Below are 24,523 nucleotides of genomic sequence, written 5' to 3' on the forward strand. Positions count from 1 at the left end.
TCCTCACACTCGTGGCTTGATGACGTTGCTGGTCAGTCGGGCTGGCACCCAGGCCACTCGGTCGCCAGAACGCATTTGCAGGGCTTCCAAGGCCGGGCCCGTCAGTTCCAGACCGTGGGCGGTGGTGGCGGAGCCGCTTTCGTTGGCTTCGGTGCAGATTACCCGGAAGTTGTTCCAGTGCGGATTGGCTGCAATCACCTGGGTCGACGGGGCCGGTTCGTTCAACGACTCTGCTGCCAGGGCCTTGTGCTCACGGATGGCTTTGACGGTTTCGATGTGGTTGAGGTCGGCGCGCAACAGCGGGCCGGCATCGAAGATGTCGACCACTTTTTCGTAGCGGAAGCCTTCTTCTTCCAACAGTCGGGTAGCGCGGCGCCCGGCATCGGCCGGGCGGCCAATCACGGCGCGGGCATCTTCCGGCAGCAGGTTGGTGTAAATGGGGTATTTCGGCATCAGCTCGGTGATGAACTGGTTGGAACCAACGCCGCAGAGGGTGTCGGCCTCGTCGAATTCCATTTCAAAAAAGTGCATGCCAATGGCGTTCCAGAACGGGCTGTTGCCGTCTTCGTCGGTCCAGCCGCGCATCTCGGCAATCACGGATTCGGCAAAGCGATCCGGAAACAGTCCCATCAATAAATAGCGCGAACGTGCCAGCCAGTGGCCGTTGCCGCGATAGGCCGGGTCGAGGAACAGCGACCCGACTTCGGAGCAATCGGTGTAGTCATTGGTGAGGTGCAGCATGTCGCTGCGCACTTGACGATTGAGCGAATGCGAAAAGTGGGTGGTGGTCATCATGCGGTAGGCATAGAACGCCTGCCGCGCGCCGGTCATGGCATAGACACCGGCACAGCCGACGACTTTCTGTTTGGCGGTGTCTTCCATCGCCAGAAAGAAGAAGTCGTCGTGATGACGCTGACTGCGCTCAAAGCTTTCGCAGGAGCGGTTGATGCGTGCCAGCAGGGCTTCCGGATCTTCTGGCAAGGAGGTCATGCCCTGACCGGCGGCTTTGGCCAATGCCATCAGGTCATCGAGATCGCCGGGTTGCATGGGGCGAATGATCAACATGGCAGTTGGCCCTCTTTCAGATGTTGATGAAGTGTTTGAATCAGCACAATCGACAGCGCAGTACGTTCAGTAAAGCTGTCGAGGCAGGCAAATTCCTGGTCGGTATGAATGTTGGCACCGCGTACGCCAAGGGTATCGATGTTGATCAGTCCGGCCGCTGCCAGATTATTGCCCTCACAGCAGCCACCGGTGGCGCGCCATTGAATGTCCAGTCCCAGCTGGGTGCCGCACTGCTTGAGCAGGTTGAACAGCGCCAGCTGGCGTTCGGTCATCGGCTTTGGCGGTCGGTTGAAATGGCCATGCAGCTGCAATTCCACGCCGGTATCTGCGCTTGCTTGCTGCAAAATTCGCTCGGCCTGATCGAGCAGGTACTGCTGCTGTTCGGGCTCTTTCACTCGTACATTAAAGCGGCATACACAGGTATCGGGGACGATATTCACCGCACCGCCACCGAGAATCTGGCCAATGTTGACGCTCAGGCCCGCGGCTTCGTCGCTCAGTTGCGCCAGCTCGTGGGTAACCCGGGCGATGGCGGCGACGGCATTGCGGCCTTCAAAAAACGCGCGTCCGGCGTGGGTGCTTTTGCCTTTGGCGGTGATCGAGAAGTTGCCACTGCCTTTGCGAGCTCCGGCCAGGGTGCCGTCCTCCAGCGCCGGTTCGTAGGTCATGCCAATGGCGAACTGGCTGTTGTCGAGTGTATGTTTGGCCAGCTGCGCCAGCACCGGGCCGGAGCAGGGCGAGCCGATTTCTTCATCCGGAGAAATCGCTACGGTAAAGCCAACCTCGTCTTTCAGTTCAGAATGGTTAAGCCAGTTCAGCACTTCGGACACCAGTACCAGCCCGCCTTTCATATCGGCGGTGCCGGGGCCGCGCAACAGGTTGCCGTCGGTCCAGCACTGTTGGAAATCGCAGTCCTTGGGAAACACGGTGTCGCTGTGGCCGGTGAACAGCAGCTGCAACGGTGCTTGCGGTCGGCTTTGGAATACTTGCATTGGGGCCAATGGCAACTGACTGACGTCGGCGTTATCGGTGACGCGCTCCAGCGGGCCCAGCTCTATCTCGCGGTAGTCGTCCGCCAGCGGAGCGAACAGCGCCTTGAAGTGGGCCTGTACCTGCTGAATACCGGCGAGGTTGTAGCTGCCGGAATTGATGTCGCACAGCTCAATGGTCTGCTGAACCATCTGCTCGGCGCGGGCTTCCAGTTGGCTCATCAGGCTGGTATTGGCGTCTGAGCTTGCTGTTGATGTAGGGGGTGTTGACGGTTGCTTCATGGCTTCGATGACACGGGTTCCCGATTCAGTTGATCTCAGTTTGGTTCAGTGCCGAACGAATGTGATGCGTAGTTGTGGCTTAAAAGCCGAATAAAGTTCTGATTGGTTTTTAGTGGTTCTAAAATGCCTTTAAAGCCTTTATTTATGGGGTTTTAGGCAGTTTTTGAGATTTTATGAACGAACAAAATATCAGGGTTTTGCAAAACAACCGGATTAAATTTTTTCGGTTATTCATACACTGAAAGGACACAAAGACCGAGATGTCCGGCGCTGGAATCGCCGGGCAGGAGGAGAGTATCCGTATGAGCAACCATTCCCCATCAGGCCAAACCGAAACGGCCGCTGCAACTGCGTCCCCAGCCGCGACGAGCATTGAGGCTGGCGCTTTTGATACCGCTGCACTGGCGGCACAGGACCACGATGTGATGCTGCACCCGGCGTCTTCCATTACGGCACTGGAGGCCAATGGCCCCAGTATGATGGTGGGTGGCAAGGGCTCTACGGTGTTTGAAGCACGGTTGGAAGCCGGAGCCGAGGGCGAAACCACGGCGCTGCTGGATGCGGTGGGTGGTTTGTGGTGTGTGAATGCCGGTTATGGCCGCGAGGAGCTCACCGAGGCGATGAAGCAAGCGGCCGATCAGCTGGCTTATTATCACACCTTCAGCAATGCCTCGAACCCATGGCAGGTGGCGCTGGCGGACAAACTGCTGTCGATTGCGCCGCCTTCCTTGCAGGACGGCCGGGTGTTCTTCGGTTCTGGCGGCAGTGACGCTAACGACACCCTGATTAAAATCGCCTGGCACTACCATGCACTGCGCGGCAAGCCGAACAAAATCAAGGTGATTGCTCGCGAGCAGGCCTATCACGGCACCTCCATCAGCACCGCCAGTTTGACCGGATTGGGTGGTTTTCATAAAGGTTACCCTCTGCCGCAGGATTTTGTTTTGCGTACGGAGTGCCCTCACTATTACACTCGTGCCCTGCCTGATGAATCGGAAGCAGAATTTTGCCAGCGCCTGATCAAGGCCGTTGAAAGCCTGATTGACGAGCACGGTGCCGATAACATATCCGCGTTCTTTGCCGAACCGATTCACGCTGCCGGTGGTATTATTGAGCCGCCAGCCGGATATTATCCGGCTCTGAAAGCCTTGCTAAGCCAGCACGACATCCTGTTGGTGGCTGACGAAGTGGTGTGCGGTTATGGCCGTTTGGGCAGCTGGTTTGGTTCTACCCAGTTGGGATTCGAGCCAGACATGATGAGCTCCGCCAAGGGCCTGACCAGTGGCTACTTCCCAATGTCTGCCGCGTTTGTATCGAATGCTGTGTGGCAGGTGCTGAAGCAGGGTTCAGACGTTTATGGCGCGTTTTCTCACGGTTACACCTATTCCGGTCATCCGGTGGGGGCTGCGGTGGCGCTGGCCAACTTGCAGTTGATTGAGCGCGAAGGACTGGTAGAGCAAGCGGCAGAACACGGTGCTTACTTGCACCAACAGCTGCGTGAGCGCGTTCTGACGCTGGCCAACGTTGGCGAAATTCGTGGTCGCGGCTTGTTGGCCGGGGTGCAGCTGGTGGCCGATAAAGTCAGTAAAACCCTGCCAAACCCGGCTGATAAATGGCCTCTGAAAGTGAGCCAGGCAGTACGTAAGCAGGGCGTTATCGTGCGTCCGCTGCCAAGCGTGGGCGCGTTGGCGATTTCGCCGCCGCTGGTGATCACCAAGGCCGAAATCGACCAGCTGGTGGATGCGCTGGTTGCTGCCATTCAGCAAGTTCTTGAATAACATTTTACCAAAGCGAGGTTGCCGGTGAGACGGGCAAGTGAACTGGACAGACTGGATTTACGCATGCTGCAAGCCTTGCAGGATGACGGACGTATTACCAACAAGGAGTTGGCTGCCAAGGTCAACCTGTCGCCCAGTGCCTGTCACCAGCGACTGCAAAAGCTGATTCAGGACGGCTGGATTGACGGCTTTATTGGCATGATCAATATCGACCGTTTGTGCCAGCCGGTGCAGTGCATTGCCACCATTTCATTGGGCAGCCATGCGCCGGATACCTTCCGCTTTCTGGAGCAGCGCATTGAAGCGATTCCGGAAGTGATGGAAGCCTGGACGGTGAGCGGCGGCTGTGACTTTATTGTGCGGTTTATTTGTTCGCACATGACGCGTTACATGGAGTTGAGTAACTCGCTGATCCAGATGTGTCCGGAAATCAGCAACATCAACACCCATGTGATTCTGAAAGAAAGCAAGAAATTCAAAGGCTATCCGGTGGATGAGCTGATGAATCCTCGTGGGCTTTGAGCGGTTTTCAGGCTTTCAAACACCAGAAAAGATAAAAGCCGAAGCATATATATGCTTCGGCTTTTTGGGTTAAGTAATCACCCTTTCAGTTTCCCAGCCAATCAGTGCGCCAACCGGTTAAACACCACGCGGGCCGGTTGCCGTTGCATCAGAACTTCCCCTTGTCGAACCGACAGCAATACCTCGCCCTGATTACGCAGCACGCTGTAGTCATCCTCGCCTTCCAGCAAAATAAAGCTGGCTGGCTTGCCGGTTTCGATGCCGTAGCGATCGGTAATGTTGAGGGTTCTGGCGCCGTTGTCGGTGATTAAATCAAGGGCACTCTGGAAATCCTTGTAGCCCATCATTTGGCAGATGTGCAGGCCAAAATCGAGGCTGCGCAGCAGCTTGCCGTTGCCCAGTGAATACCAGGGATCGAAGATTGAATCCTCGGCAAAGCAGACGTTGATACCGGCTTCGTTGAGTTCTTTAACGCGTGTTAGTCCACGGCGTTTGGGGTAGCTGTCGAAGCGGCCCTGCAAATGAATGCTTTCGGTGGGGCAGCTGACAAAGTTGATGCCCGACTGCTTCAGCAAACGGAACAGCTTGGAGCAGTAGGCGTTGTCGTAGGAGTGCATGGCGGTGGTGTGGCTGGCAGTGACCCGTGGGCCCAGCTCCTTGAACAGGGCTTCGCAGGCCAACACTTCCAGAAAACGTGAGTTGGGGTCATCAATTTCATCGCAATGGACATCCACCAGACGGTCGTAGCGCAGCGCCAGCTCAATCACGGTTTTCATCGACTGCTCACCCAGCTCACGGGTGTATTCAAAGTGAGGGATACCGCCGACCACGTCAGCGCCGTATTCCAGTGCCTGTTCCATTAGCTGCAAGCCATTGGGGAACGACAACAGGCCGTCCTGCGGAAATGCCACCACCTGAATATCAATGCGGTCTTTTAGTTCATCACGCAGGTCACACAGGGTTTTCAGGCCGACCAGAGTCGGGTCGGAAGTGTCGGCGTGGGTACGAATGTGCTGGACGCCATTGGCAACCAATAGCTCGACGGTTTTCAGCACCCGCTGACGAATATCCTGTTCGTTCAGCATCGGCTTGCGCTCGCTCCAGCGTTCAATGCCTTCGAATAGCGTACCGCTCTGGTTCCAGTTCGGCTCCCCTGCGGTTAGCGCCGCATCCAGATGGATATGCGGTTCTACAAAGGGCGCACACAGCAGTTTGCCGTCGGCGTTGATCATGTCGTCGGCCGGGTTGTTTGCGGCCGCATTGTCGATATAGCCCTGCTGGGCACGGATGGCGCTGAACAGCCCGTCTTCAACCTCCAGGGTGTACAGGTCCGGCTGTTTGCGAAGGCGCGCATTGATGATTTTCATGGTGTTGGGGTTCCGGTCGAATGAGGTGTCTGGTGATCGATGCTGTGGTGCTGAAACAATATTTGTTCGATCAGCAGGGCGTTTTGCAGGTTCAGCCGTGTGAACGGGTCCTTGAGGCTGAGCCCGGTGTCGGCTTCGATGCGTTTCAGGCGGTACACCAGGGTGTTGCGATGAATGCCCAATGCCTCGGCTGCCTGCTGCTGGTTACCAAACAGGTTGAGGTACTGGGTCAGGGTTTCTTTTAATTGCAGTGATTGCGGGTCGCGGCAAAAGCACAGGGCACCGAGCTGTTGCTGACAGAACTCGCTCAGCATCTGGCGCTGGGGAATGGCGGCAAACAATCGCGCGATGCCAAGCTGATCGTAGAAAAACAGCCGTTGATGCTGGTGTTGGAGGGCGAATTGCACCGACTGACGGGCTTGTTCGACCGCCACCGACAACTGCCCCAGTGCGTCCTGTAGATCACTGACGCCCGCATACAGCGCGATGTTTGAGTGTTGTTGCAGGCGCAAAAACGCGTCGCTGATTTCTTCGTAAAGGGTAGCGCTGCGGTGGTCGTCACTGGGCCAGAGCGTCAGCAGATCCTGTTCATGCACCAGCACTGGCCAGTCGATATGACGGCGCTTTATCAGGTCGGTCAGTTGCTGCTCCAGATGATGGCGTTGTTGCAGCAGCAAGGCTTGCTCATCCGGGTGACTGCTCGCTGGCATCACCATGCGCACCGCCAGCACGGCGTAGGGGCGTTGGTCACTCAGGCCAAGCTGGCGGGCGCGCAAGTGAATCAGCTCGGGGGTTTCTGCAAAGCCGTTGATCAACTTGCTGAGAAACAGCTTCACCGACTGGCCCATCAGGTTGTCTTGCACAATGGCGTTGCTGATGGTTTCGGTCACCAGCACCATTTTCAGTTCGTAGGGTTGTTCAAACAGCGGAAACTGCAAGTGGTTGGCCAGCTCCAGCACGCTGGCGGGAATCTCGCGGATGTACTGTTCGCCGGTGAGGACCACGATGCCAGCAATGTGCTGCTGGTGGCCTTCTTCTACCAGTCGGCACAAGTCGGCTTCGTTGCGGGGCAAATTGATCCCGGTAACAAACACCAGTTCGCCACCGCTGACCCACGGCGTAATGCTTTCGTTTTCAGCAATGTAGGGCCAGCGCACAATGCGGTTGGCCCCCTGAAACCCGGCTCTCAGGCGAATAGTGCCAAGGCCGGGCAGGTGTGGAATATCGGCACAGCTGATGCTCATTAACCCTCCGCAACGTCCGCTTCAATGGTGTTCTGCGGCAGCTTCAGCAGCGCGCCGTAGCAAAGCGCTGCCACCACTACGCCAATGACTGGTGGCAGTATCGGAGAGAAATAGGCAGCGGCAGAGCCAATGGCGTAGGAAGCCAGGCCAAACCAGTTGAAGTCGGGTAGTTGGACGTTGGCCAGTGTCGGGTAGCTGCCCTTATGACGTAGCCAGAAATCGGCCATGATCACGCCGCCAATGGGCGGAATAAAGGTGCCCAGCAGCACCAGAAACGGAATCAGCAAGTTGTACATGCCGCCAATCGCCAGCACGGTACCAATGGCGGCACCGGCGACGGTGACCAGCTTGCGCTTTTCGGTGCGCAGCAGGTTACAACCGGCCACGGCGAAGTTGTAAATGGTGTTGTCCTGGGTGGTCCAGATGTTCAGAAACAGCATCAGCACAGCCAGCACCACAAAGCCCTGGGCGATCATCACATCGACAATGTCGGCCTGCTGATATATCAGCGTGCCCATGGCACCGGTCAGTACCATCAGGCCGTTACCAATGAAAAAGGCCGCCATGGTGGCAATCACCGCAATCCGCGGGGTTTTGGCAAACCGGCTCCAGTTGGTTGCCTGGGTGCCGCCGCTGACGAAGGTGCCGATAACCACGGTAATGGCCGCTGCAAAACTCATGCTGTCGGTCGGGGTTTGCGAGGTTAAACCAGCGAAGCCGCCAACATCGATCAGACCTGCGTAGAGGCTGACCAGAATAAACACCATCATGGCCGGTACGGCAAAACGCGAGAGCCAGTCGAGGCCTTTGTAACCAATCATGGCGGTGAGGCAGAAACCAAACCCGAAAACTACCATCAGCGGGATTTCCAGAGCTGCCGGCAGGCCGGTGGTCTTTACCAGCACAATGGCAATGGTGGCTGTGCCCCAGGCGTACCAGCCTATTTGGGTAAAGCCGAGCACAAAGTCCGACAGCTTGCTGCCTTTTTCGCCAAAGCAAAAACGTCCCATCAGCACCGAGTTCAGACCGCTTTTGCAGGCAATGTAAGCCAGTGCCGAGGCGTAGCTGCCAAGCAACAGGTTGCCCACCAGAATCACCAACAGCAGTTCGCCGAAGGAGAAGGCACTGCCCAAAGTGCCACCGGCCCACATGGTGGCGGTGAAGAAGGTAAAGCCCAACAGCACAGCAGCGCTGGAAAGCAGCCCCCGGCGATCCGTTTTGGGCACTTCGCTGAGCGGGTAATCGGATGTGTTCATAGTGGGCTCCATAGGTTCCATGATCGTTTTGGCTGGGAAAACCCCTACAGAGCAAGGCCTGTACCAGATTATGGTTTAGACGATCAGGCTGCTGGCGGATGTAAGAACTGCCAGACAGTTAGTCGTTATTTTGTGCATAGTGCACAAAACACATGATCGGCACCTGTCGACCTTGGGCGAATATGGGGCAGGTGTGTGGACCAAGATGAGGGGAATGCGAACGCTGAGAGCACTGATGAAGCCAGAGTGCACCATGGTGGTACGACTGGCCGTTCCAAATGCAGCAAGCAGGTGCCTGTGACGGCAACTGCTGCTGCAACTATTGGGCTTAACCCGCCTGAACCGTCACCGTTGTCGCTTTTTCATCATTGGCGCTGGGGTGAGTGCTGGGTTGAGCGTTAGGTTGAGCGTTGGGTTTAGCACCTTGGGCTAGCGAGCTTATGGCGACTGACTCGGGTTCAGTCTCAGGGTCTGATTCTGCTGCTTCTTTACGGGTTACTTCTTCACGGGCGAGCTCTTCAGAAGCCGGGGCTGACTTTTCACTCGCGCTTGCAGCCTTCATATCATCACTGACCGGCAACGACTCATCCGGGTGCATTTCCAGCACCGCAGGTGAGGTACGCAGCATCGGTACAAACGCCGCCGGAGATTCCGGCTCGACCGCGGCAATCGGGTTACGCAAGCGGTAGAAGGCATAAGCCGCAAAACTACCGTGAGCAACGGCGAACAGCAGCATCAATGCCGAGGCATTAAACGCCTGCATGATTTCGCCACTCAGCGCGGGGCCAATGGCTGCTCCAACGCCGTACACCAGCAAAATGGCGCTACCGGCGGGCAGAATGTCATCGCTGTCGACGTTGTCCACCAGATGCGCCACCGCCAATGGATACAACGAAAACGCCACGCCACCCCAGATGGCAACATTGCCCAGCACCAGCCAATATGGCAGCGGCAGCAGCCAGGTCAGCAGGGTAATGACAGCGCCCAGTGCAGAGATACTGGCCAGAATCAAACGGCGGTCACGACTGTCCGACAAACGCCCAATGGGATACTGAAACAGCAAACCACCAATAATGGCTGCCGACATCAGACTGGCGACCTGATGGCTGTCAAAGCCATTTTGCTGGCCATAGGCGGGCATCAGGCCCCAGAAACTGCCCATCACCAGACCCGACAACATGCCCCCCATCGCCGCGACCGGCGCAATACGCATCAGCTTACGAGATGAATAGCGTCGCAGGCTGGGCTGCAATTTAGGCTGTGGCAAACGGGTCCAGGTAACCGGCATCAGACTCAGGCAGATCAGCATGGCGGCGATGGCAAACAGGGTGAAGTTTTGTGGGCTATCCAGCACCAACAACTGCTGAGCTGCCGCCAGTGCCACCAGGGTAACGGCAATATAAACGGCAAACACCTGGCCGCGCTTGGCCGCAGGGGTTTGGTCATTCAGCCAGCTTTCGATGGTGGTGTACAAGATCACAATGGCCGCGCCATTCAGAATGCGCAGCACAATCCACACGTACGGGTTCACCCACAACACGTGCAACAACACGGTAATGGCCGCCACCGCCGAACAAAAAGCAAAGGCGCGAATGTGGCCGATGCGTCGTAACAGCGCCAACCCCAAAAACGAACCAATAAAGTAGCCAAGGAAATAGCCGGAGGTGATGTAGCCAATCAGGCTGTTGCTGTAGCCCTCTAGGCCCCCTCGCAATGACAGCAGGGTGTTCAGCAAACCACTGCCAAACAGCAGCAGGGCGACACCAATCAGCAAGGAAGAAATGGGCATTACCAGAGGAAGCATGGCAAGCCCTCCGGTTTGAATGAATGATCAGCAGACGAGTGAGTGACCGCAGGCAACTGTGGCAAAACAGCCAGCAGACGCGCGCGCAAGCAGGGAGCGTTCATGATCTCCTTGGTTACCTGAATAGCAAAATGACAATGACAGTGGTTACTTGTCGACGGCTGAATGACACATCAATCGGGCAGGCTTGGGCATGCTTGAAGCAAGCCAGCCGGGATTGGATGGTGATGTCTTGGGCTCAGGAACGAGCTTTTGAACACGGAATGCTCAGGAGTCGGTAAGAGCCGCCTTTGTATCATTTATGATCAGAAGCTCAAAACGGTTTTTGCACAAATACGGGGAGTTTTTGAGCAACAATGGGTTGTGGTGGTGGGACGGTTGAAAGGCAGTAAAAGCACGGGCCCAGCTCAATCAAACACCCGCAACTGCGGGTGTTTGATTCGGACTTCCAGCGGGATTTCAGTCTCCTCGATAAGTTACTACTGCGCCAGAAAGCCACCATCGGCGGCGTAGTAGGTGCCTGTAACGAAGGAGGCGGCGTCGCTGGCCAGCCAGGCCACTAACTCGCCGATTTCCTGTGGTTCACCCAGGCGGTTCAGAGCATGTTTGCCGGCCAGGAAGGTTTTGGTTTCTTCGTCGAGGTTGGCGTCCAACAGTGGGGTTTTGATAAAGCCTGGGCCGACGGAATTGATTCGGATGCCGTCTTCGGCGTGTTCCAGTGCTGCCGCTTTGGTCATGCCGACCACGCCGTGTTTGGCCGCGACGTAGGCGGAGGATTGGGCGATGCCCACCTGGCCCAGCACCGAGGCCATGTTGATGATGCTGCCAGAGCCTTGTTTGACCATGGCTTGCAGTTGCGCCCGCTGGCAGTAAAACACGCCGTTCAGGTTCACATTGATGACCTGATTCCAACTGTTGATCGGGTAGTCTCCGGACTTGGCGGCGGCTCCGCCAATACCGGCGTTGTTAACCCCGATATCGAGCCGACCGAGTTCGCTTACTACCCGTTCTACCCCTTCCGCCACCGCTTCAAAATCGCTGACATCGGCGACAACAGCTTGCAGTGGCACCTTGTATTTCTGCAGTTTTTCCATGGCGGTGCTGAGGTGGTCTTCTGATACATCCCAGAGTGAAACGGCGGCCCCGGATGCGGCCAGTGTTTCTGTCACGGCGAAACCAATACCGGATGCTGCGCCAGTGACCATGGCGACTTTACCTTCGAGCTGATAGTTGATCATGATGTTTACCTCTGTGTGGTCCGGGTCTTAACGGCCCTCTGTTATTTTACGATTCAACTATTTTCCAAAGGTTTTGTTGGTTGTCTGGAGTGAGCGGGAACGGTGTTATGCGCATAAATCGGGAAAGTTGGTCTTAGAGGACATCTCTTTAATCCGGTGCTCACTCTGGGCTGCCGGATGGTTTCGAATCACGAAGCCGACTTGCAGGCCTGACGGGTCAAGTCAAAAGTCGGCGACACAGAGTCGAGATCATCCGGCAGCCCCCATAGGGCGCGGGTTGCCGCCGCCCAGTGCTGTGTTGACGAACTTGGAAAGGACACGTCATTCCACTGCATTCGTCGCCTTGCACTGAACAACGGCAACACTCGCGCAGAGCCGTGCAGGATTAAATAGATGTCCTCTTTACACTTCAGAGCTTTCAGCGAGCGTGTTTGAATAGGGAAGTCTTTTCAGGGCTGGTGTACTCCGGCCGTTACTTCGGGAGCAGGAATCGTCATGGAAGCCAACTGGCAGCAGTCCCTTCAGCAATTCTTTGGTTTTGATGGCTTACGCCCCGGTCAACAGCCGGTGGTGGAGGCGATATTGGACGGTCGTTCGGCGGCGGCTATTTTCCCAACCGGATCGGGTAAGTCGCTGTGCTATCAGTTGCCCGCCTTGATGCTGCCGCATTTGACGTTGGTGATTTCTCCGCTGTTGGCGCTGATGCAGGATCAGGTGCAATTCCTCAAGTCGAAAGGCATTGCGGCGGCGACCATCGACTCCAGTCAGAGCCGTGATGAAACCCAGGAGGTGATGAATGGCGTTCGGTCTGGGACCATCAAGATTCTGATGGTGTCGGTCGAGCGGTTGAAGAACGAACGCTTTCGCCAGTTTATCTCGCAAGTACCCATTTCCCTGCTGGTCGTCGACGAAGCCCACTGTATTTCCGAATGGGGCCACAACTTCCGGCCGGATTACCTCAAGCTGCCAGACTATTGCCGCGAGTTTGACGTAGAGCAGGTGCTGTTGCTCACCGCCACTGCCACACAAGCGGTGATCGACGACATGCAGAAGCACTTCGCCATTGCCTCAGACGACGTGGTAACCACCGGCTTTCATCGGCCTAATTTGCGCTTGCTGGTGCAGCCGACGGTTGAGTCGGAGCGCACCCAGAAATGCGCCCGCTGGTTGAATCATCTGGCTGAAAAGTCAGCGCAAAAACAGCAGGATTTTGCCGCCATTGTCTATGTGACGTTACAGAATACTGCCGAGCACGTGGCGGAGGCCCTGGCCCGGCAGCTGAGCTTTCCGGTACGTGCCTATCATGCCGGTTTGCCTGCAGAACAACGGGATCAGATTCAGCGGCAGTTTATGAGTGGTGAAATCCCGGTGATTGTCGCCACCATTGCTTTTGGCATGGGGGTGGATAAAAGCAATATTCGCCAGGTTATTCACTACGACCTGCCCAAGTCGGTTGAAAACTACAGCCAGGAAATTGGTCGCGCCGGGCGAGATGGCAAGCCGTCGGACTGCGTGATGCTGGCGGATCAGTCGGGACTGACGGTGCTGGAAAACTTCGTATACGGCGATGCGCCAGAGCTGAGTGGCATCGAACAGGTGATTCAGACCATTCAGCAGCAGCTGCAAACGGACCATCAGGGCTCGGCGCAGTGGGAAGTGCTGATGACGCCGCTGTCCAGTGCCACCAACATTCGCATGTTGCCGCTGAAAACCCTGTTGGTGAACCTCGAAATGCAAGCTGTGCTGACCTCCCAGTATAGCTACTTTGCTGAATATCGGTACAAATTGCAGGGCTCTGAAGCCGAGTTGTTAGGCCACTTTGACCCGCAGCGGCAGCAGTTTTTGAAGACCTTGCTGAACACCAGCAAGCAGGGCCGCAGCTGGTACACATTGGATACCGAAAAACTGGAACAGGCGTTAGCTAACGGCGGTGATGCAGGCTCCCAAAGTACAGCGGAGCCACCAAGGGTTCGTGCTCTGAAAGCGCTGGAGTTTTGTCAGGAGCGCGGCTGGTTGCAGCTTGAAAGCAAGCAGATGACCGACGTGTATCGGGTCGATGCCAACAAGCTTGCAACCCCACAGTTGGCGACCAACCTGCATCAACACTTTCTGGACAAACAGCAGAACGAAATCCAGCGCATCCACAAGATGCTCGACCTGTTTCGACAGCCGCAGTGTGTGTCGCGCCGGTTAGCACACTATTTTGGCGAAAACATGGGCCACGACTGTGGCATCTGCTCGGTGTGCCGAGGCCAATTCCAAAGCTGGCCAGAAGCTTCGGCAGACGCCTCGCTGGCTGGCATTGACCTGGCTGCGATGGTTGCACCATTGAATCAGGCGGTGCAGCAGCAGTTTGGTGTGCTGCCGTCTGTTGAGCTGCAAACCCGCTTTCTGTGCGGCATTCATGTGCCCTGGTTTACCAAGGTTAAAGCCCGTTCGCTGGCGGGCTTTGGCAAGCTCGAGCAAGTGCCGTATGAGGTTGTTAAAGCGCAGTTGGTGTAGAAGTGGATAGAAGATTATTCGATTGGAATGACGGCTGATGGGCACGAGTGCCCATCCTATTTGCTAAACGAAGCCAAAATCTGCGTAGCGTTAAAACATAGGATGGTGCGCTTGCGCCCATCAAAACTGATCGAACTATCCAAAACAGCATGGAAGCCTTATGGATTATCGTCGTTCGCACATAGCTGGTGCCTGCTACTTTTTCACAGTAGTCACTCATCACCGACGCCCGATTCTGGTCGAGAATATTGGCTTGTTAAGAGCAGCTTTTCGACAGGTTAAGGTGCGCTACCCGTTTGATATTCACGGCATTGTGGTATTGCCCGATCACTTGCACTGCCTCTGGCAATTACCTCCTTACGACAGTAACAACGCGATACGCTGGTCGCAGATCAAATCGTTGTTTTCCCGGGAGTTACCGTCATTTTCAGATCGCCCCTCATTGAAAAACAAACGTGAAAAGGGGATATGGCAACGCCGTTTTTGGGAACACGTGATCACTGATGAACATGATTGGCGAACACACATGGACTACATTCACTTTAATCCGGTCAAGCATGGTTACAGCAAACGGCCTTGCGATTGGCGTTGGAGTTCGTTCGAGCAATGCGTTGCAAAGGGATGGTATTCACCTGATTGGGGCCAGCCCCACGATGTTTTGGAGGTTGAGAGGTTGTTCATTGAATAGTGCCGGGTTGAGTTTGCAGTCGGACGAGCTCCAGAAGGGCAGGTTTGTGTAGGAATCTGCGCTTGATGGGCACGAGTGCCCATCCTATTTACGTGCCAATCAAAGATCATAGGATGGTGCGCTTTCTCCAAGCTAAGCCGAAATCTGCGTAGCGTTAAAACATAGGATGGCGCGCTTGCGCCCATCAAAGTCTCTTGGCCTGGTCAGCCCTGCTGTCGGGTCAGCGCCCAGTCAATGTGTTCCTGCACCATGTCGCTGACTAACGGTCGTTTCTTTTGCAAGGCATCGATCACTTCCAGGCTGGCGGGTGCATTGCCCAGCCCTACGGCAATATTGCGGAGCCAGTTTTCGTAACCGGTGCGGCGAATGGGCATGCCTTCGGTCTTTTTCAGGAAGGTGGCTTCGTCCCAGGCGAACAGCTCCAGCAGGCCGGCTTTATCCAGCTGGTGGCGGGGGCTGAAGTCTTCTTCTTCACTGGTGTCGCTGATGCGGTTCCAGGGGCACACCATCTGACAGTCGTCACAGCCAAAAATGCGGTTGCCCATGGGTTCCCGCAGGGCTTCCGGGATCGGGCCTTTCAGTTCAATGGTCAGGTAGGAAATGCACTTGCGGGCATCGAGTTCGTAGGGGCCGGTAAAGGCGTCTGTCGGACACAGGTCGAGGCAGCTGGTGCAGCGGGCGCAGTGGTTTTTTTCGTAGGGTTGATCGACCGGCAGCGGCAAGTCGGTGAGAATTTCGCCCAGAAAAAAGTACGAGCCAGCTTTGCGGTTGATGATCAGGGTGTGTTTGCCAGTCCAGCCGAGTCCGGCTTTTTGCGCTAACGGCCGTTCCATAATGGGAGCGCTGTCGACGAATGCCCGGAAATCCATGGCACCAGCGGCTTCGCGCAGCTTGTTGCCCAGCTGGGTCAGGCGCTTACGCACCAGTTTGTGGTAGTCCCGACCCAGTGAATAGCGTGAGATATAGGCCTTGTCCGGGTTGCGCAATTGCTCAACCTGATCAACCCCGGGGGGCAGGTAGTTTATGCGGGCGCTGATCACCCGAACGGTACCCGGGTGCAGTTTTTCCGGGTGCCAACGCATGTCATCGTGGGCAGCCATGTAGTCCATGTCGCCGTGGTAGCCCTTGGCCAGCCAGTCCTGCAACTCTTCACCGGCTTCTGTCAGGTCGATATCGGTAACGCCGACTTGCTGGAATCCCAGCTCGGCTGCCCATTGGTCGAGTTGCGCCCGCAACTGTTGCATGGCCATGATGTCGGCGCTGGTGCCGTCTTTGATACCGGTCGTCGCATTATACTGGGCATTATCGGACATGATTGGCTAGCTATTGGCGTCAGAGGTTATAATCATTAACTTTATCACAGAGGCGTCGGGCCAGGCGTTCGGGAGCTGGCTTTCCGGAAATATGCTGAACTTTATTGGCCAGCAACGACCTCTTAATAAACAAGCGTGTTCAAGCGCGGGCTTTTTAAGGCTTGCCGGAGCACGAGTCAATGTGTCGAGTACAACTTGCATAACAGAAAGGTGACAGGGATGAAACGACCGCACAGCGTGATGGATCACCTGCCGGGAGCGGTATACACGGCAGAGCAGGTTCGTGCTCTGGACGCTGCAGCAATCTCGCTGGAAAACACCCGTACGTTCGAATTGATGGCACGCGCTGGCGAAGCCGCGTTTGCTTGCCTGATAGAGCGTTGGCCAGAAGCCGAACACCTGTGTGTGGTGGCCGGTAATGGCAACAACGGTGGTGATGGCTATTACCTTGCCGCGCTGGCGGCCCTGCATGGTATTGGCGTCAGCCTCTATACCCTTGGCGATCATTCCAACCTTTCTGAAGCCAGTCAGGAAGCCCGCACACTGGCAGACGATGCCGGTGTGGTGGCGAAGCCATTCGAAGGCGAATTTGATTTTGACGGCGATGTGATCGTCGATGCCCTTCTGGGCACCGGTCTGAACAAGATCGTCAGCGGTCGTTACGCCGAAGCCATTCATGCCATTAATGTTCACCCGGCTGCGGTGATGTCGCTGGATTTGCCATCTGGCCTCAACGCCGATACCGGCTGCATCATGGGTGCCGTGGTGAAGGCCGATATAACGGTCAGCTTTGTGGGTATCAAGCGCGGTTTGCTGGTAGTGGAAGGCCCGGACTACTGTGGCGATATCGCCTTTGCGCCGCTGTCGACCCATGCCGAACTGGCATTTCAGGTCATTCCCGATGCTGAACGCATCAGCTGGTCGCGACTGCAGAAAACGCAGGAGCTGTTACCGGCTCGCAGTGGCAACTCCCATAAGGGCATGTTTGGTCATGTGCTGGTGATTGGTGGTGACCACGGCATGGCCGGTGCCGTGAGCATGGCCAGTGAATCCGCAGCCCGAATGGGCGCTGGACTGGTCAGCTGCGCGACCCGCCCAGAACACGTTATGCCACTGCTGGCGCGTCGCCCGGAGGTGATGACGCTGGGCGTGAACTCCGGTCAGGAACTGATTGGCAAACTGGATGCTCCAACCGTGCTGGCAATCGGCCCGGGACTGGGCTCCAGCAGCTGGTCGGAATTGATGATGCAGCAGGTGCTGGAGTCCGACAAACCTCTAGTACTGGATGCCGATGCGCTTAACTTGCTGGCGTCACCAGCTTGGTTCCGCGAGTTTTCCGAGCGCAACGTGGTGATGACACCGCACCCGGGCGAAGCGGCGAGGCTACTGGGGCTGGATACCGTGGAAGTGCAGCGGGACCGTTTCAAGGCCGCCCGTGAACTGGCCAAAAAATATCAGGCCGTGGTGGTGCTGAAAGGTCGCGGTACTCTGGTTGCTGACCCGAGTGGTCGAGTGGCGGTGTGCACCGACGGCAATGCCGGCATGGCATCCGGTGGCATGGGCGATGTGTTAACCGGTGTGATTGCAGCGCTGCTGGCACAAGGACTGGACGGCTGGAAAGCCGCTCGTCTGGGGGTTTGCCTGCACAGTGCCGCAGCCGATCTGGCAGCCGAAGAAGGCGGTCCACGAGGTCTGCTGGCGACCGACCTGATGCCCTGGTTGCGAAACCTGAACAACACAGCGTAAGCGGCTGGTCTTGCCCGACGGGACTGGTAAACTGACGCTGAATATTACTGTAAGACGTAACGGCGTGAGCGATATCCCGAGTGAGTGATTTACCAACCAACTCCCTGAGCAAAGTTCTCCATGGCGAAAGTGCAACCCTGGCTTTCGCTGCATCCATGGCCCCGCTGCTGACGTCGGGCGGTCTGATTTTTCTGCAAGGCACGCTGGGGGCTGGCAAAACCGCTTTCAGTCGTGGCCTGATCCAGGCCATGGGCCATCAAGGCCCGGTGAAAAGCCCTACCTACACGCTAGTGGAAGATTATCCATTGGCAAACACCCACGTGTATCACTTCGACCTGTATCGCCTTGGCGACCCGGAAGAACTGGAGTTTATGGGTATTCGTGATTACATCGATGGCGATTCCCTGTGCCTGATCGAATGGCCAGACAAGGGGCAGGGGGTTCTGCCTGCTGCCGACCTGACCATTGAGCTGCAAGACCTTGGCGAATCCCGTCGTATTATTCTGACAGCGGCCAGTTCTCGTGCCGAACTCTGGTTGCAACAGCTGGCGGCCAACGACGCCGACTTACAAGCGTTCAGCAGCGGCGGTGCCGACTGATGTGGTCGCGGGTTCTGCTGCCTGTTCGTTGGGCCGTGAATGGTGTTTCGTCCTTGCTTGGCAGCCAGCGTTCAGCCGTATCCACAACGCTGCTGACGACACTGACTGCTCTGGCTGCACAGGGATTGGCTCCCACAGCATGGGCTGATGTTGAAGACATTCGGGTTTGGCAGTCGCCGGAAAGTACCCGTCTGGTGCTGGACCTGACCGAATCCACCGAACACAAGATATTCCCGCTCAGTAACCCTAATCGGGTGGTGATCGATTTATCCGATTCCAAAATGCTGATCGACCCGTCCGCAGTGGATATTGCCGAAACCGCCGTGGCGGGTATTCGCACTGGCAGCCCCAGCAAGAACACCTTGCGCATTGTGCTGGATCTTAATGAAACCCTGAAGGTCAGCAGCTTCCCGCTGGCACCAAACGACGTCTACAAAAATCACCGCCTGGTGGTGGACCTCAAGCGTGCCGATACCGGTCAGTCCGTGGTGCCGGTGAAAGAGGTGAAAGCGCCAAAGGGCAAGGCCCGTGACATCATCGTCGCGATTGATGCCGGTCACGGCGGTGAAGACCCGGGTGCATCCGGCCCTCGTCGCACCAAGGAAAAACACGTGGTGCTGGCGATTGCCAAAAAACTCGAAAAACTGTTGAAAGACGAGCCGGGCTACACACCGTTTATGGTGCGCACCGGCGACTACTACATTGGCCTGCGTGAGCGTACCGAGAAGGCCCGCTCCGCCAATGCCGACTTCTTCGTATCGATTCACGCCGACGCCTTCAAGAACCCGAAGGCCCACGGAAGTTCGGTGTACGTGCTGTCCGATCGTGGTGCCACCTCAGAAACCGCCCGCTGGCTGGCCGATAACGAAAATAATGCTGACCTGATTGGCGGGATCTCCCTTGGCGACAAGGATGATCACCTGAAAATGACCTTGCTGGATTTGTCGATGACCTATCAGCGCAACTCCAGCAAGCGCATTGGTGCCGATATTCTCAAATACATGGGCAATATCTCTTACCTGCACAAGCGTCAGGTCGAAGAAGCCGCCTTTGTGGTACTGAAAGCCCCCGACATGCCGGCCTTGCTGGTGGAAACCGGGTTTATTTCCAACCCCGGCGAAGAGCGTAAGCTGAACACCAGCAGCTATCAGCAGAAAATGGCCGGGGCGATTTTCAACGGCCTGAAAAAGTACTTCAAGGACCATCCACCCAATGGCACCTTTGTGGAAAACCGTCGCAATACGGTACCCAATGCCAGTTCCGGCGGTACCCGGTCGTATGTGATTCGCAGTGGTGATACCCTGTCGGAAATTGCCCTCGATAACGGTGTCGCCATCGCTGAATTGCGCCGTTTGAACGGACTCAGCAACGACCGCATTCGCATCGGTCAAACCATCAAGATACCCAACTCCTGATACCTCATGCCCCAGATTCATTTACTGTCGCCTCGCCTCGCTAACCAGATTGCTGCTGGCGAGGTGGTCGAGCGTCCGGCCAACATCGTCAAGGAATTGGTCGAAAACGCCCTGGATGCCGGTGCCAACCGCATTGACATTGATGCCGAGCAGGGCGGTGTAAAGCTGCTGCGCGTGCGCGACAACGGCTGTGGCATCAGCAAGGATGACTTGCCGCTGGCACTGAGCCGCCACGCAACCAGCAAGATCATTACCCTCGACGATCTGGAAGCGGTCGTGACCATGGGCTTTCGCGGCGAAGCGCTGGCGTCGATCAGCTCGGTATCTCGACTGACCCTGACGTCTCGCGCGGAAGACGCCGACCTGGCCTGGCAGGTGGAGGCCGAAGGCCGTGATATGACCACCAATGTGACGCCAGCAGCGCACCCGACGGGTACAACGCTGGAAGTGCGTGACCTGTTTTTCAACACGCCAGCCCGCCGCAAATTCCTTCGCACGGAAAAAACCGAATTTAACCATCTGGAAGAGCACCTGAAGAAGCTGGCGCTGAGTCGTTACGACGTGGCTTTCAGCCTGCGCCACAACGGCAAGGTGATTCACCAGTTGCGAGCGGCGGAACGCGGCATTGAAAAAGAGCGCCGGGTGGCGGCCTTGCTGTCACCGCAATTCATCGACAATGCGGTGCATATCGATACCGAAGTGACCGGGCTGACGCTGAAAGGCTGGGTTGCGCTGCCAACCTACAGCCGCTCACAGGCCGATATGCAGTACTTCTTTGTGAACGGCCGGGCGGTGCGCGACAAGCTGGTAGTGCACGCCATCAAGCAAGCCTATCGCGACGTGTTATATCACGGCCGTCAGCCGGCCTTTGTGTTGTATCTGGAACTTGATCCCAAGCTGGTGGACGTTAACGTTCACCCGACCAAGCACGAAGTGCGTTTCCGTGATGGCCGTCTGGTGCACGATTTCCTGTTCCGCACCTTGCATCGAGTATTGGGCGATGTGCGTCCGCAGGATCAATTGCCGCCGACTCAAGGCAGTGATCTGAATGCCGGAGTGGTGGTGGAATCCGGTCAGGCTGGCACTGGCCAAGGAGTGGGCTCTGGAACAGACTCGGGCTTTGGCCTGAATCAGAATAACGCGCCTGCTTCCGGGCAAGCCGCCGGTGAATTTGCCGGTCAGGAGCGGTTGCCATGGCAAGCGGCTCCGGCGGGCGGCACAGCGGTGCCCTCTGAAGGCGGAGCTGGCAATTGGGCCTCTGGCGGTTTTGGCCAGCGTCCACAGGGTTCTCAGGTAGCCGATCAAATGGCCGCCTATCGCAGTATGAGCGAACCGCTACCGGTCAATAACGATTTGCCCGTGTCCGGCATGCCGCAAAGCCTGCCAGAACAAACCGACGACGTGCCGCCGCTGGGGTTTGCCATTGCCCAGTTGCACGGCATTTATATCCTGTCGCAGAACAAGGTGGGGCTGGTGCTGGTGGATATGCACGCCGCCCACGAACGCATTACCTATGAACGCTTGAAAGTCGCTGTCGATCAGCAAACCGTCGCCAGCCAACCCTTGCTGGTACCCGAAACCCTGGCGGTATCCGAGCGCGAGGCCGATGCGGCCGAGCAATTCGCTGATGACTTCAAGGTGCTGGGGGTTGAACTGGCTCGCTCTGGCCCGGAATCGATCCTGATTCGTCAGATTCCGGTACTGCTGCAAGCCGCGCCGGTACAGCAATTGATTACCGATATGCTGGGCGACCTGATGGAACACGGCACTTCCGACCGCATTCAGGCCCACCGCAACGAAATCCTGTCGACCATGGCGTGTCACGGTTCGGTGCGGGCCAACCGCAAACTGACGATTCCGGAAATGAACGGCTTGCTGCGCGATATGGAAGCCACCGAGCGCAGTGGTCAGTGCAACCATGGTCGTCCAACCTGGACGCAGCTCAGCATGGCTGAGCTGGATAAACTGTTTTTACGAGGTCGCTGATGACTGCTTCACCTTCTTTGCCACCAGCGATCTTTTTGATGGGGCCAACGGCGTCTGGCAAAACCGCGCTGGCGTTGGAACTGGTCGAAAAACTGCCGTGCGAGATCATCAGCGTGGATTCCGCGCTGGTGTACAAGGGCATGGACATTGGCACCGCCAAACCCGATGCCGACATGCAGGCCCGGGCGCCGCATCGTTTGATTAATCTGGTTGATCCGGCCGAAAGCTATTCCGCCGCGACCTTCCGCGAAGATGCCCTGCGCGAAATGGCGGAAATTACCGCCGCTGGTAAGATTCCCCTGTTGGTCGGCGGCACCATGATGTATTTCAAGTTCCTGCGTGATGGCGCGGCGGACTTGCCACAAGCGGATGAACCGGTGCGCGCAGCACTGCTGGCTGAAGCAGAAAAGCATGGCTGGCCGTGGATGCACGAGCAACTGGCCAAGGTCGACCCGGAATCCGCCGCCAGATTGAAGCCGATGGATCAGCAGCGCATTCAGCGGGCACTGGAAGTGTATCGGGTGTCTGGCAAGACGCTGACGCAATTCTGGGCCGAGCAACAAACGGAACCCTTGCCCTACCATGTTGTCAATTTTGCAGTTTGTCCTTCCGAGCGCGCCGTGCTGCACGAGCGCATTGCCTTGCGCTTCCGGCAAATGCTGCAACAGGGATTCCTCGACGAAGTCCGCGACCTTTACCAGCGTGACGACCTGCACACCGGTTTGCCGTCGATTCGCGCGGTAGGCTATCGTCAGGCGTGGGAGTATCTGGAAGGTCAATACGATTACGACACCATGGTCGAGCGGGGCATTATTGCTACCCGTCAATTGGCCAAGCGGCAAATCACATGGCTCAGAAGTTGGCCAGATTTGCATTGGTTGGAAACAGATTCACCAGAACTGTGGACGTCCGCCTTGAAAATACTTGAAGCGAACGCCATATTTAGCAAGTCGTTATAAATTTACGACGGACTGGGGTAACTTTTTTATTTTTCGCCACCGAATTTGGGGCACCACTCTTTGAGGAGAACATAACAATGTCAAAAGGGCACTCTCTACAAGACCCTTATCTGAATCAGCTCAGAAAAGAGCGAATTCCCGTTTCCATCTTTCTGGTAAACGGCATTAAATTGCAGGGGCAAATCGAATCTTTTGATCAGTTCGTCATTCTGCTGAAGAACACGGTAAGCCAGATGGTTTACAAGCATGCCATCTCCACCGTTGTGCCTTCCCGCAACGTGCGTATGGCACCAGTAGAATCGAACGACGAATCCAGCGACGACAACTGATTTCAGTTGAGGAGTAGCGACTAGTTGTTCTTTGAGCGCCCACAGAGCGGTGGTGAGACAGCCGTTCTGGTGCACATCGATTTCCCGGAAGGGGCCAACCGAGAAGATTTGGCCGAATTCCGGGAACTTGTGATCTCCGCCGGAGCCGATCCGGTCGAATTGGTAACCAGCAAGCGGGATGTTCCCGAAGCCAAGTATTTCATTGGCAGTGGCAAGGTCGAGGAAATCCGCGAACTTGTGCAGCTGCACGAAGTGCAACTGGTTATCTTCAACCACTCTATTACGCCAAGTCAGGAACGTAACCTCGAGAAAGCACTGCAATGCCGTGTGCTCGACCGAACCGGCCTGATTCTGGATATCTTTGCCCAGCGGGCACGTACTCACGAAGGTAAATTGCAGGTCGAACTGGCCCAGTTGCAGTTTCAGTCAACCCGACTGATCCGCGGTTGGACTCACCTTGAGCGTCAGAAAGGTGGTATCGGCATGCGAGGCCCGGGTGAAACCCAGCTGGAGACCGACCGTCGTTTGCTGCGCGAACGGGTCAAGAACATCAATGCCCGTTTGATCAAGGTACGCGCCCAGCGTCAGCAAGGCCGTCGTGCCCGTCAGCGTTCATCGACGCCGACCGTCGCCATTGTGGGCTACACCAACGCCGGCAAATCGACCTTGTTCAATGCTCTTACCAGCTCCGAGGTGTACGCCGCTAACCAGCTGTTTGCAACCCTCGACCCGACCTTGCGTCGGCTGCCGGTGGAGCCAATAGGTGAAGTGGTCTTGGCCGACACCGTAGGCTTTATTCGTCACCTGCCGCACAAGTTGGTGGAAGCGTTTCAGGCAACCTTGCAGGAAGCCGCTGAAGCCGATCTGTTGATGCACGTGGTGGATTGCGCCGCCGCGGAACGCGACGACAATATTCACGAAGTGGACAAAGTGCTGGCTGAAATTGAAGCCACCGATGTGCCGCAGTTGCGGGTTTACAACAAGATCGATTTGTTGGAACACGGCAAGGCGCGCATTGACCGTGACGAGCATGGCAAGCCGGTTGCTGTATGGCTGTCGGCGATGCAACGGCAGGGGTTCGACCTGCTGGAGCAAGCCATTGGCGAGCTGATGGGGGACGATGTGATGTCGGAAGACATTGAATTGAAGCCCAACGATGCCAAGTTACGGGCTATCCTTTATGAATTGGGCGCCATTCGGGAAGAACGCTACGACGATAACGGCAACATGCTGTTGTCCATTCGTTTGCAGCGTCAGGACTTCCGCAGGGCGTTGGCGCGTGCTGACATTGCTGAAAGCCGGTTTATTCCGCAGCAGCCTGAGCCCTGGCAATAAGGCTGGTATACAAAGCCCTTTCGAGGGCTTTGTATCGCAATATGGGCTAAAACAGTTATCATTGCGTCACATTTGAACTAGGAACAGCCCGTCTTTAATGGCTTCG

At 56.5% G+C, this 24,523-nt stretch carries 19 protein-coding genes; 11 read left to right on the forward strand and 8 right to left on the reverse strand.

The features are described from left to right. Nucleotides 1–3: 3 nt before the first annotated feature. Nucleotides 4–1,065, reverse strand: a complete 1,062-nt coding sequence (locus G516_RS0119245; protein WP_028295029.1) for an arginine N-succinyltransferase — start codon at nucleotides 1,063–1,065, stop codon at nucleotides 4–6. Next, on the reverse strand, nucleotides 1,059–2,336 hold the full coding sequence (locus tag G516_RS23390) for a hydrolase (RefSeq protein WP_084645253.1): 1,278 nt from the start codon (nucleotides 2,334–2,336) through the stop codon (nucleotides 1,059–1,061). Before G516_RS23390 ends, G516_RS0119245 begins: the two co-directional genes overlap by 7 nt. 302 nt (nucleotides 2,337–2,638) lie before the next feature. On the opposite strand from G516_RS23390, the gene G516_RS0119255 reads away from it, so the two are divergent. Beyond that, complete coding sequence (locus tag G516_RS0119255; RefSeq protein WP_211225151.1) at nucleotides 2,639–4,114, forward strand: aminotransferase family protein; 1,476 nt, start codon at nucleotides 2,639–2,641, stop codon at nucleotides 4,112–4,114. Between the two features lie 24 nt (nucleotides 4,115–4,138). Next, nucleotides 4,139–4,636, forward strand: coding sequence for an Lrp/AsnC family transcriptional regulator (locus G516_RS23395; RefSeq protein ID WP_281168052.1), 498 nt, complete (start codon nucleotides 4,139–4,141; stop codon nucleotides 4,634–4,636). A gap of 101 nt (nucleotides 4,637–4,737) precedes the next feature. Here G516_RS23395 and codA read toward each other — a convergent pair whose 3' ends face one another. The 5 genes from codA to G516_RS0119285 form a co-directional block, all read right to left on the reverse strand. Then, nucleotides 4,738–6,003 (reverse strand): cytosine deaminase, encoded by a 1,266-nt coding sequence (codA, locus tag G516_RS0119265; RefSeq protein ID WP_028295031.1) that lies wholly within the window; start codon nucleotides 6,001–6,003, stop codon nucleotides 4,738–4,740. Next, on the reverse strand, nucleotides 6,000–7,247 hold the full coding sequence (locus tag G516_RS0119270; RefSeq protein ID WP_028295032.1) for a PucR family transcriptional regulator: 1,248 nt from the start codon (nucleotides 7,245–7,247) through the stop codon (nucleotides 6,000–6,002). Before G516_RS0119270 ends, codA begins: the two co-directional genes overlap by 4 nt. Next, nucleotides 7,247–8,503, reverse strand: a complete 1,257-nt coding sequence (gene codB, locus G516_RS0119275) for a cytosine permease (RefSeq protein ID WP_028295033.1) — start codon at nucleotides 8,501–8,503, stop codon at nucleotides 7,247–7,249. Before codB ends, G516_RS0119270 begins: the two co-directional genes overlap by 1 nt. 328 nt (nucleotides 8,504–8,831) lie before the next feature. Further along, nucleotides 8,832–10,307, reverse strand: coding sequence for an MFS transporter (locus tag G516_RS23400; protein WP_084645255.1), 1,476 nt, complete (start codon nucleotides 10,305–10,307; stop codon nucleotides 8,832–8,834). A gap of 479 nt (nucleotides 10,308–10,786) precedes the next feature. Further along, nucleotides 10,787–11,545, reverse strand: coding sequence for an SDR family NAD(P)-dependent oxidoreductase (locus G516_RS0119285; protein ID WP_028295034.1), 759 nt, complete (start codon nucleotides 11,543–11,545; stop codon nucleotides 10,787–10,789). A gap of 495 nt (nucleotides 11,546–12,040) precedes the next feature. Between G516_RS0119285 and G516_RS0119290 the strand changes: the two genes are divergently transcribed. Together G516_RS0119290 and G516_RS0119295 are read left to right on the forward strand one after the other, a co-directional pair. After that, complete coding sequence (locus G516_RS0119290; protein ID WP_036537555.1) at nucleotides 12,041–14,047, forward strand: RecQ family ATP-dependent DNA helicase; 2,007 nt, start codon at nucleotides 12,041–12,043, stop codon at nucleotides 14,045–14,047. Between the two features lie 160 nt (nucleotides 14,048–14,207). Next, entirely contained in the window at nucleotides 14,208–14,735 is a 528-nt protein-coding gene (locus tag G516_RS0119295; protein WP_028295036.1) for an REP-associated tyrosine transposase, read from the forward strand. A gap of 203 nt (nucleotides 14,736–14,938) precedes the next feature. On the opposite strand, the gene queG is transcribed toward G516_RS0119295, so the two are convergent. Then, nucleotides 14,939–16,048 carry a tRNA epoxyqueuosine(34) reductase QueG gene (gene queG / locus G516_RS0119300; RefSeq protein WP_084645257.1) on the reverse strand — a complete coding sequence of 370 codons (1,110 nt, stop codon included), beginning with the start codon at nucleotides 16,046–16,048 and terminating at the stop codon, nucleotides 14,939–14,941. Between the two features lie 219 nt (nucleotides 16,049–16,267). On the opposite strand from queG, the gene G516_RS0119305 reads away from it, so the two are divergent. The 7 genes from G516_RS0119305 (at nucleotide 16,268) to hflX (ending at nucleotide 24,417) form a co-directional block, all read left to right on the forward strand. Further along, nucleotides 16,268–17,794 (forward strand): bifunctional ADP-dependent NAD(P)H-hydrate dehydratase/NAD(P)H-hydrate epimerase, encoded by a 1,527-nt coding sequence (locus G516_RS0119305; protein ID WP_028295038.1) that lies wholly within the window; start codon nucleotides 16,268–16,270, stop codon nucleotides 17,792–17,794. Nucleotides 17,795–17,874: 80 nt separating this feature from the next. Then, on the forward strand, nucleotides 17,875–18,393 hold the full coding sequence (tsaE, locus tag G516_RS23405) for a tRNA (adenosine(37)-N6)-threonylcarbamoyltransferase complex ATPase subunit type 1 TsaE (protein WP_051219631.1): 519 nt from the start codon (nucleotides 17,875–17,877) through the stop codon (nucleotides 18,391–18,393). Further along, entirely contained in the window at nucleotides 18,393–19,808 is a 1,416-nt protein-coding gene (locus G516_RS0119315; protein WP_084645259.1) for an N-acetylmuramoyl-L-alanine amidase, read from the forward strand. The genes tsaE and G516_RS0119315 overlap by 1 nt, the downstream gene beginning before the upstream one ends. Nucleotides 19,809–19,814: 6 nt before the next feature. After that, nucleotides 19,815–21,794 carry a DNA mismatch repair endonuclease MutL gene (gene mutL, locus G516_RS0119320; protein WP_028295040.1) on the forward strand — a complete coding sequence of 660 codons (1,980 nt, stop codon included), beginning with the start codon at nucleotides 19,815–19,817 and terminating at the stop codon, nucleotides 21,792–21,794. Beyond that, nucleotides 21,794–22,753, forward strand: a complete 960-nt coding sequence (gene miaA, locus G516_RS0119325; protein ID WP_028295041.1) for a tRNA (adenosine(37)-N6)-dimethylallyltransferase MiaA — start codon at nucleotides 21,794–21,796, stop codon at nucleotides 22,751–22,753. The genes mutL and miaA overlap by 1 nt, the downstream gene beginning before the upstream one ends. A 77-nt stretch (nucleotides 22,754–22,830) precedes the next feature. Beyond that, nucleotides 22,831–23,082, forward strand: a complete 252-nt coding sequence (gene hfq / locus G516_RS0119330; protein WP_028295042.1) for an RNA chaperone Hfq — start codon at nucleotides 22,831–22,833, stop codon at nucleotides 23,080–23,082. 24 nt (nucleotides 23,083–23,106) lie between these two features. After that, a complete protein-coding gene (gene hflX / locus G516_RS0119335; RefSeq protein ID WP_028295043.1) occupies nucleotides 23,107–24,417 on the forward strand; it encodes a ribosome rescue GTPase HflX in 1,311 nt (436 codons plus the stop codon). The last annotated feature ends 106 nt before the right edge of the window (nucleotides 24,418–24,523 follow it).

It is taken from the genome of Oceanobacter kriegii DSM 6294, from assembly GCF_000422845.1.
Classification (GTDB): domain Bacteria; phylum Pseudomonadota; class Gammaproteobacteria; order Pseudomonadales; family Oceanobacteraceae; genus Oceanobacter; species Oceanobacter kriegii.

Excerpts from the sequence above, each read along its gene's own strand:
- G516_RS0119305 (WP_028295038.1), top strand. The coding sequence starts at position 16,268 with ATGAAACGACCGCACAGCGTGATGGATCACCTGCCGGGAGCGGTATAC.
- G516_RS23400 (WP_084645255.1), bottom strand. The coding sequence starts at position 10,307 with ATGCTTCCTCTGGTAATGCCCATTTCTTCCTTGCTGATTGGTGTCGCC.
- G516_RS0119245 (WP_028295029.1), bottom strand. The coding sequence starts at position 1,065 with ATGTTGATCATTCGCCCCATGCAACCCGGCGATCTCGATGACCTGATG.
- codB (WP_028295033.1), bottom strand. The coding sequence starts at position 8,503 with ATGAACACATCCGATTACCCGCTCAGCGAAGTGCCCAAAACGGATCGC.
- G516_RS0119290 (WP_036537555.1), top strand. The coding sequence starts at position 12,041 with ATGGAAGCCAACTGGCAGCAGTCCCTTCAGCAATTCTTTGGTTTTGAT.
- G516_RS0119255 (WP_211225151.1), top strand. The coding sequence starts at position 2,639 with ATGAGCAACCATTCCCCATCAGGCCAAACCGAAACGGCCGCTGCAACT.
- queG (WP_084645257.1), bottom strand. The coding sequence starts at position 16,048 with ATGTCCGATAATGCCCAGTATAATGCGACGACCGGTATCAAAGACGGC.
- G516_RS0119295 (WP_028295036.1), top strand. The coding sequence starts at position 14,208 with ATGGATTATCGTCGTTCGCACATAGCTGGTGCCTGCTACTTTTTCACA.
- miaA (WP_028295041.1), top strand. The coding sequence starts at position 21,794 with ATGACTGCTTCACCTTCTTTGCCACCAGCGATCTTTTTGATGGGGCCA.
- mutL (WP_028295040.1), top strand. The coding sequence starts at position 19,815 with ATGCCCCAGATTCATTTACTGTCGCCTCGCCTCGCTAACCAGATTGCT.
- G516_RS0119285 (WP_028295034.1), bottom strand. The coding sequence starts at position 11,545 with ATGATCAACTATCAGCTCGAAGGTAAAGTCGCCATGGTCACTGGCGCA.
- codA (WP_028295031.1), bottom strand. The coding sequence starts at position 6,003 with ATGAAAATCATCAATGCGCGCCTTCGCAAACAGCCGGACCTGTACACC.
- G516_RS23390 (WP_084645253.1), bottom strand. The coding sequence starts at position 2,336 with ATGAAGCAACCGTCAACACCCCCTACATCAACAGCAAGCTCAGACGCC.
- G516_RS0119315 (WP_084645259.1), top strand. The coding sequence starts at position 18,393 with ATGTGGTCGCGGGTTCTGCTGCCTGTTCGTTGGGCCGTGAATGGTGTT.
- G516_RS0119270 (WP_028295032.1), bottom strand. The coding sequence starts at position 7,247 with ATGAGCATCAGCTGTGCCGATATTCCACACCTGCCCGGCCTTGGCACT.
- hfq (WP_028295042.1), top strand. The coding sequence starts at position 22,831 with ATGTCAAAAGGGCACTCTCTACAAGACCCTTATCTGAATCAGCTCAGA.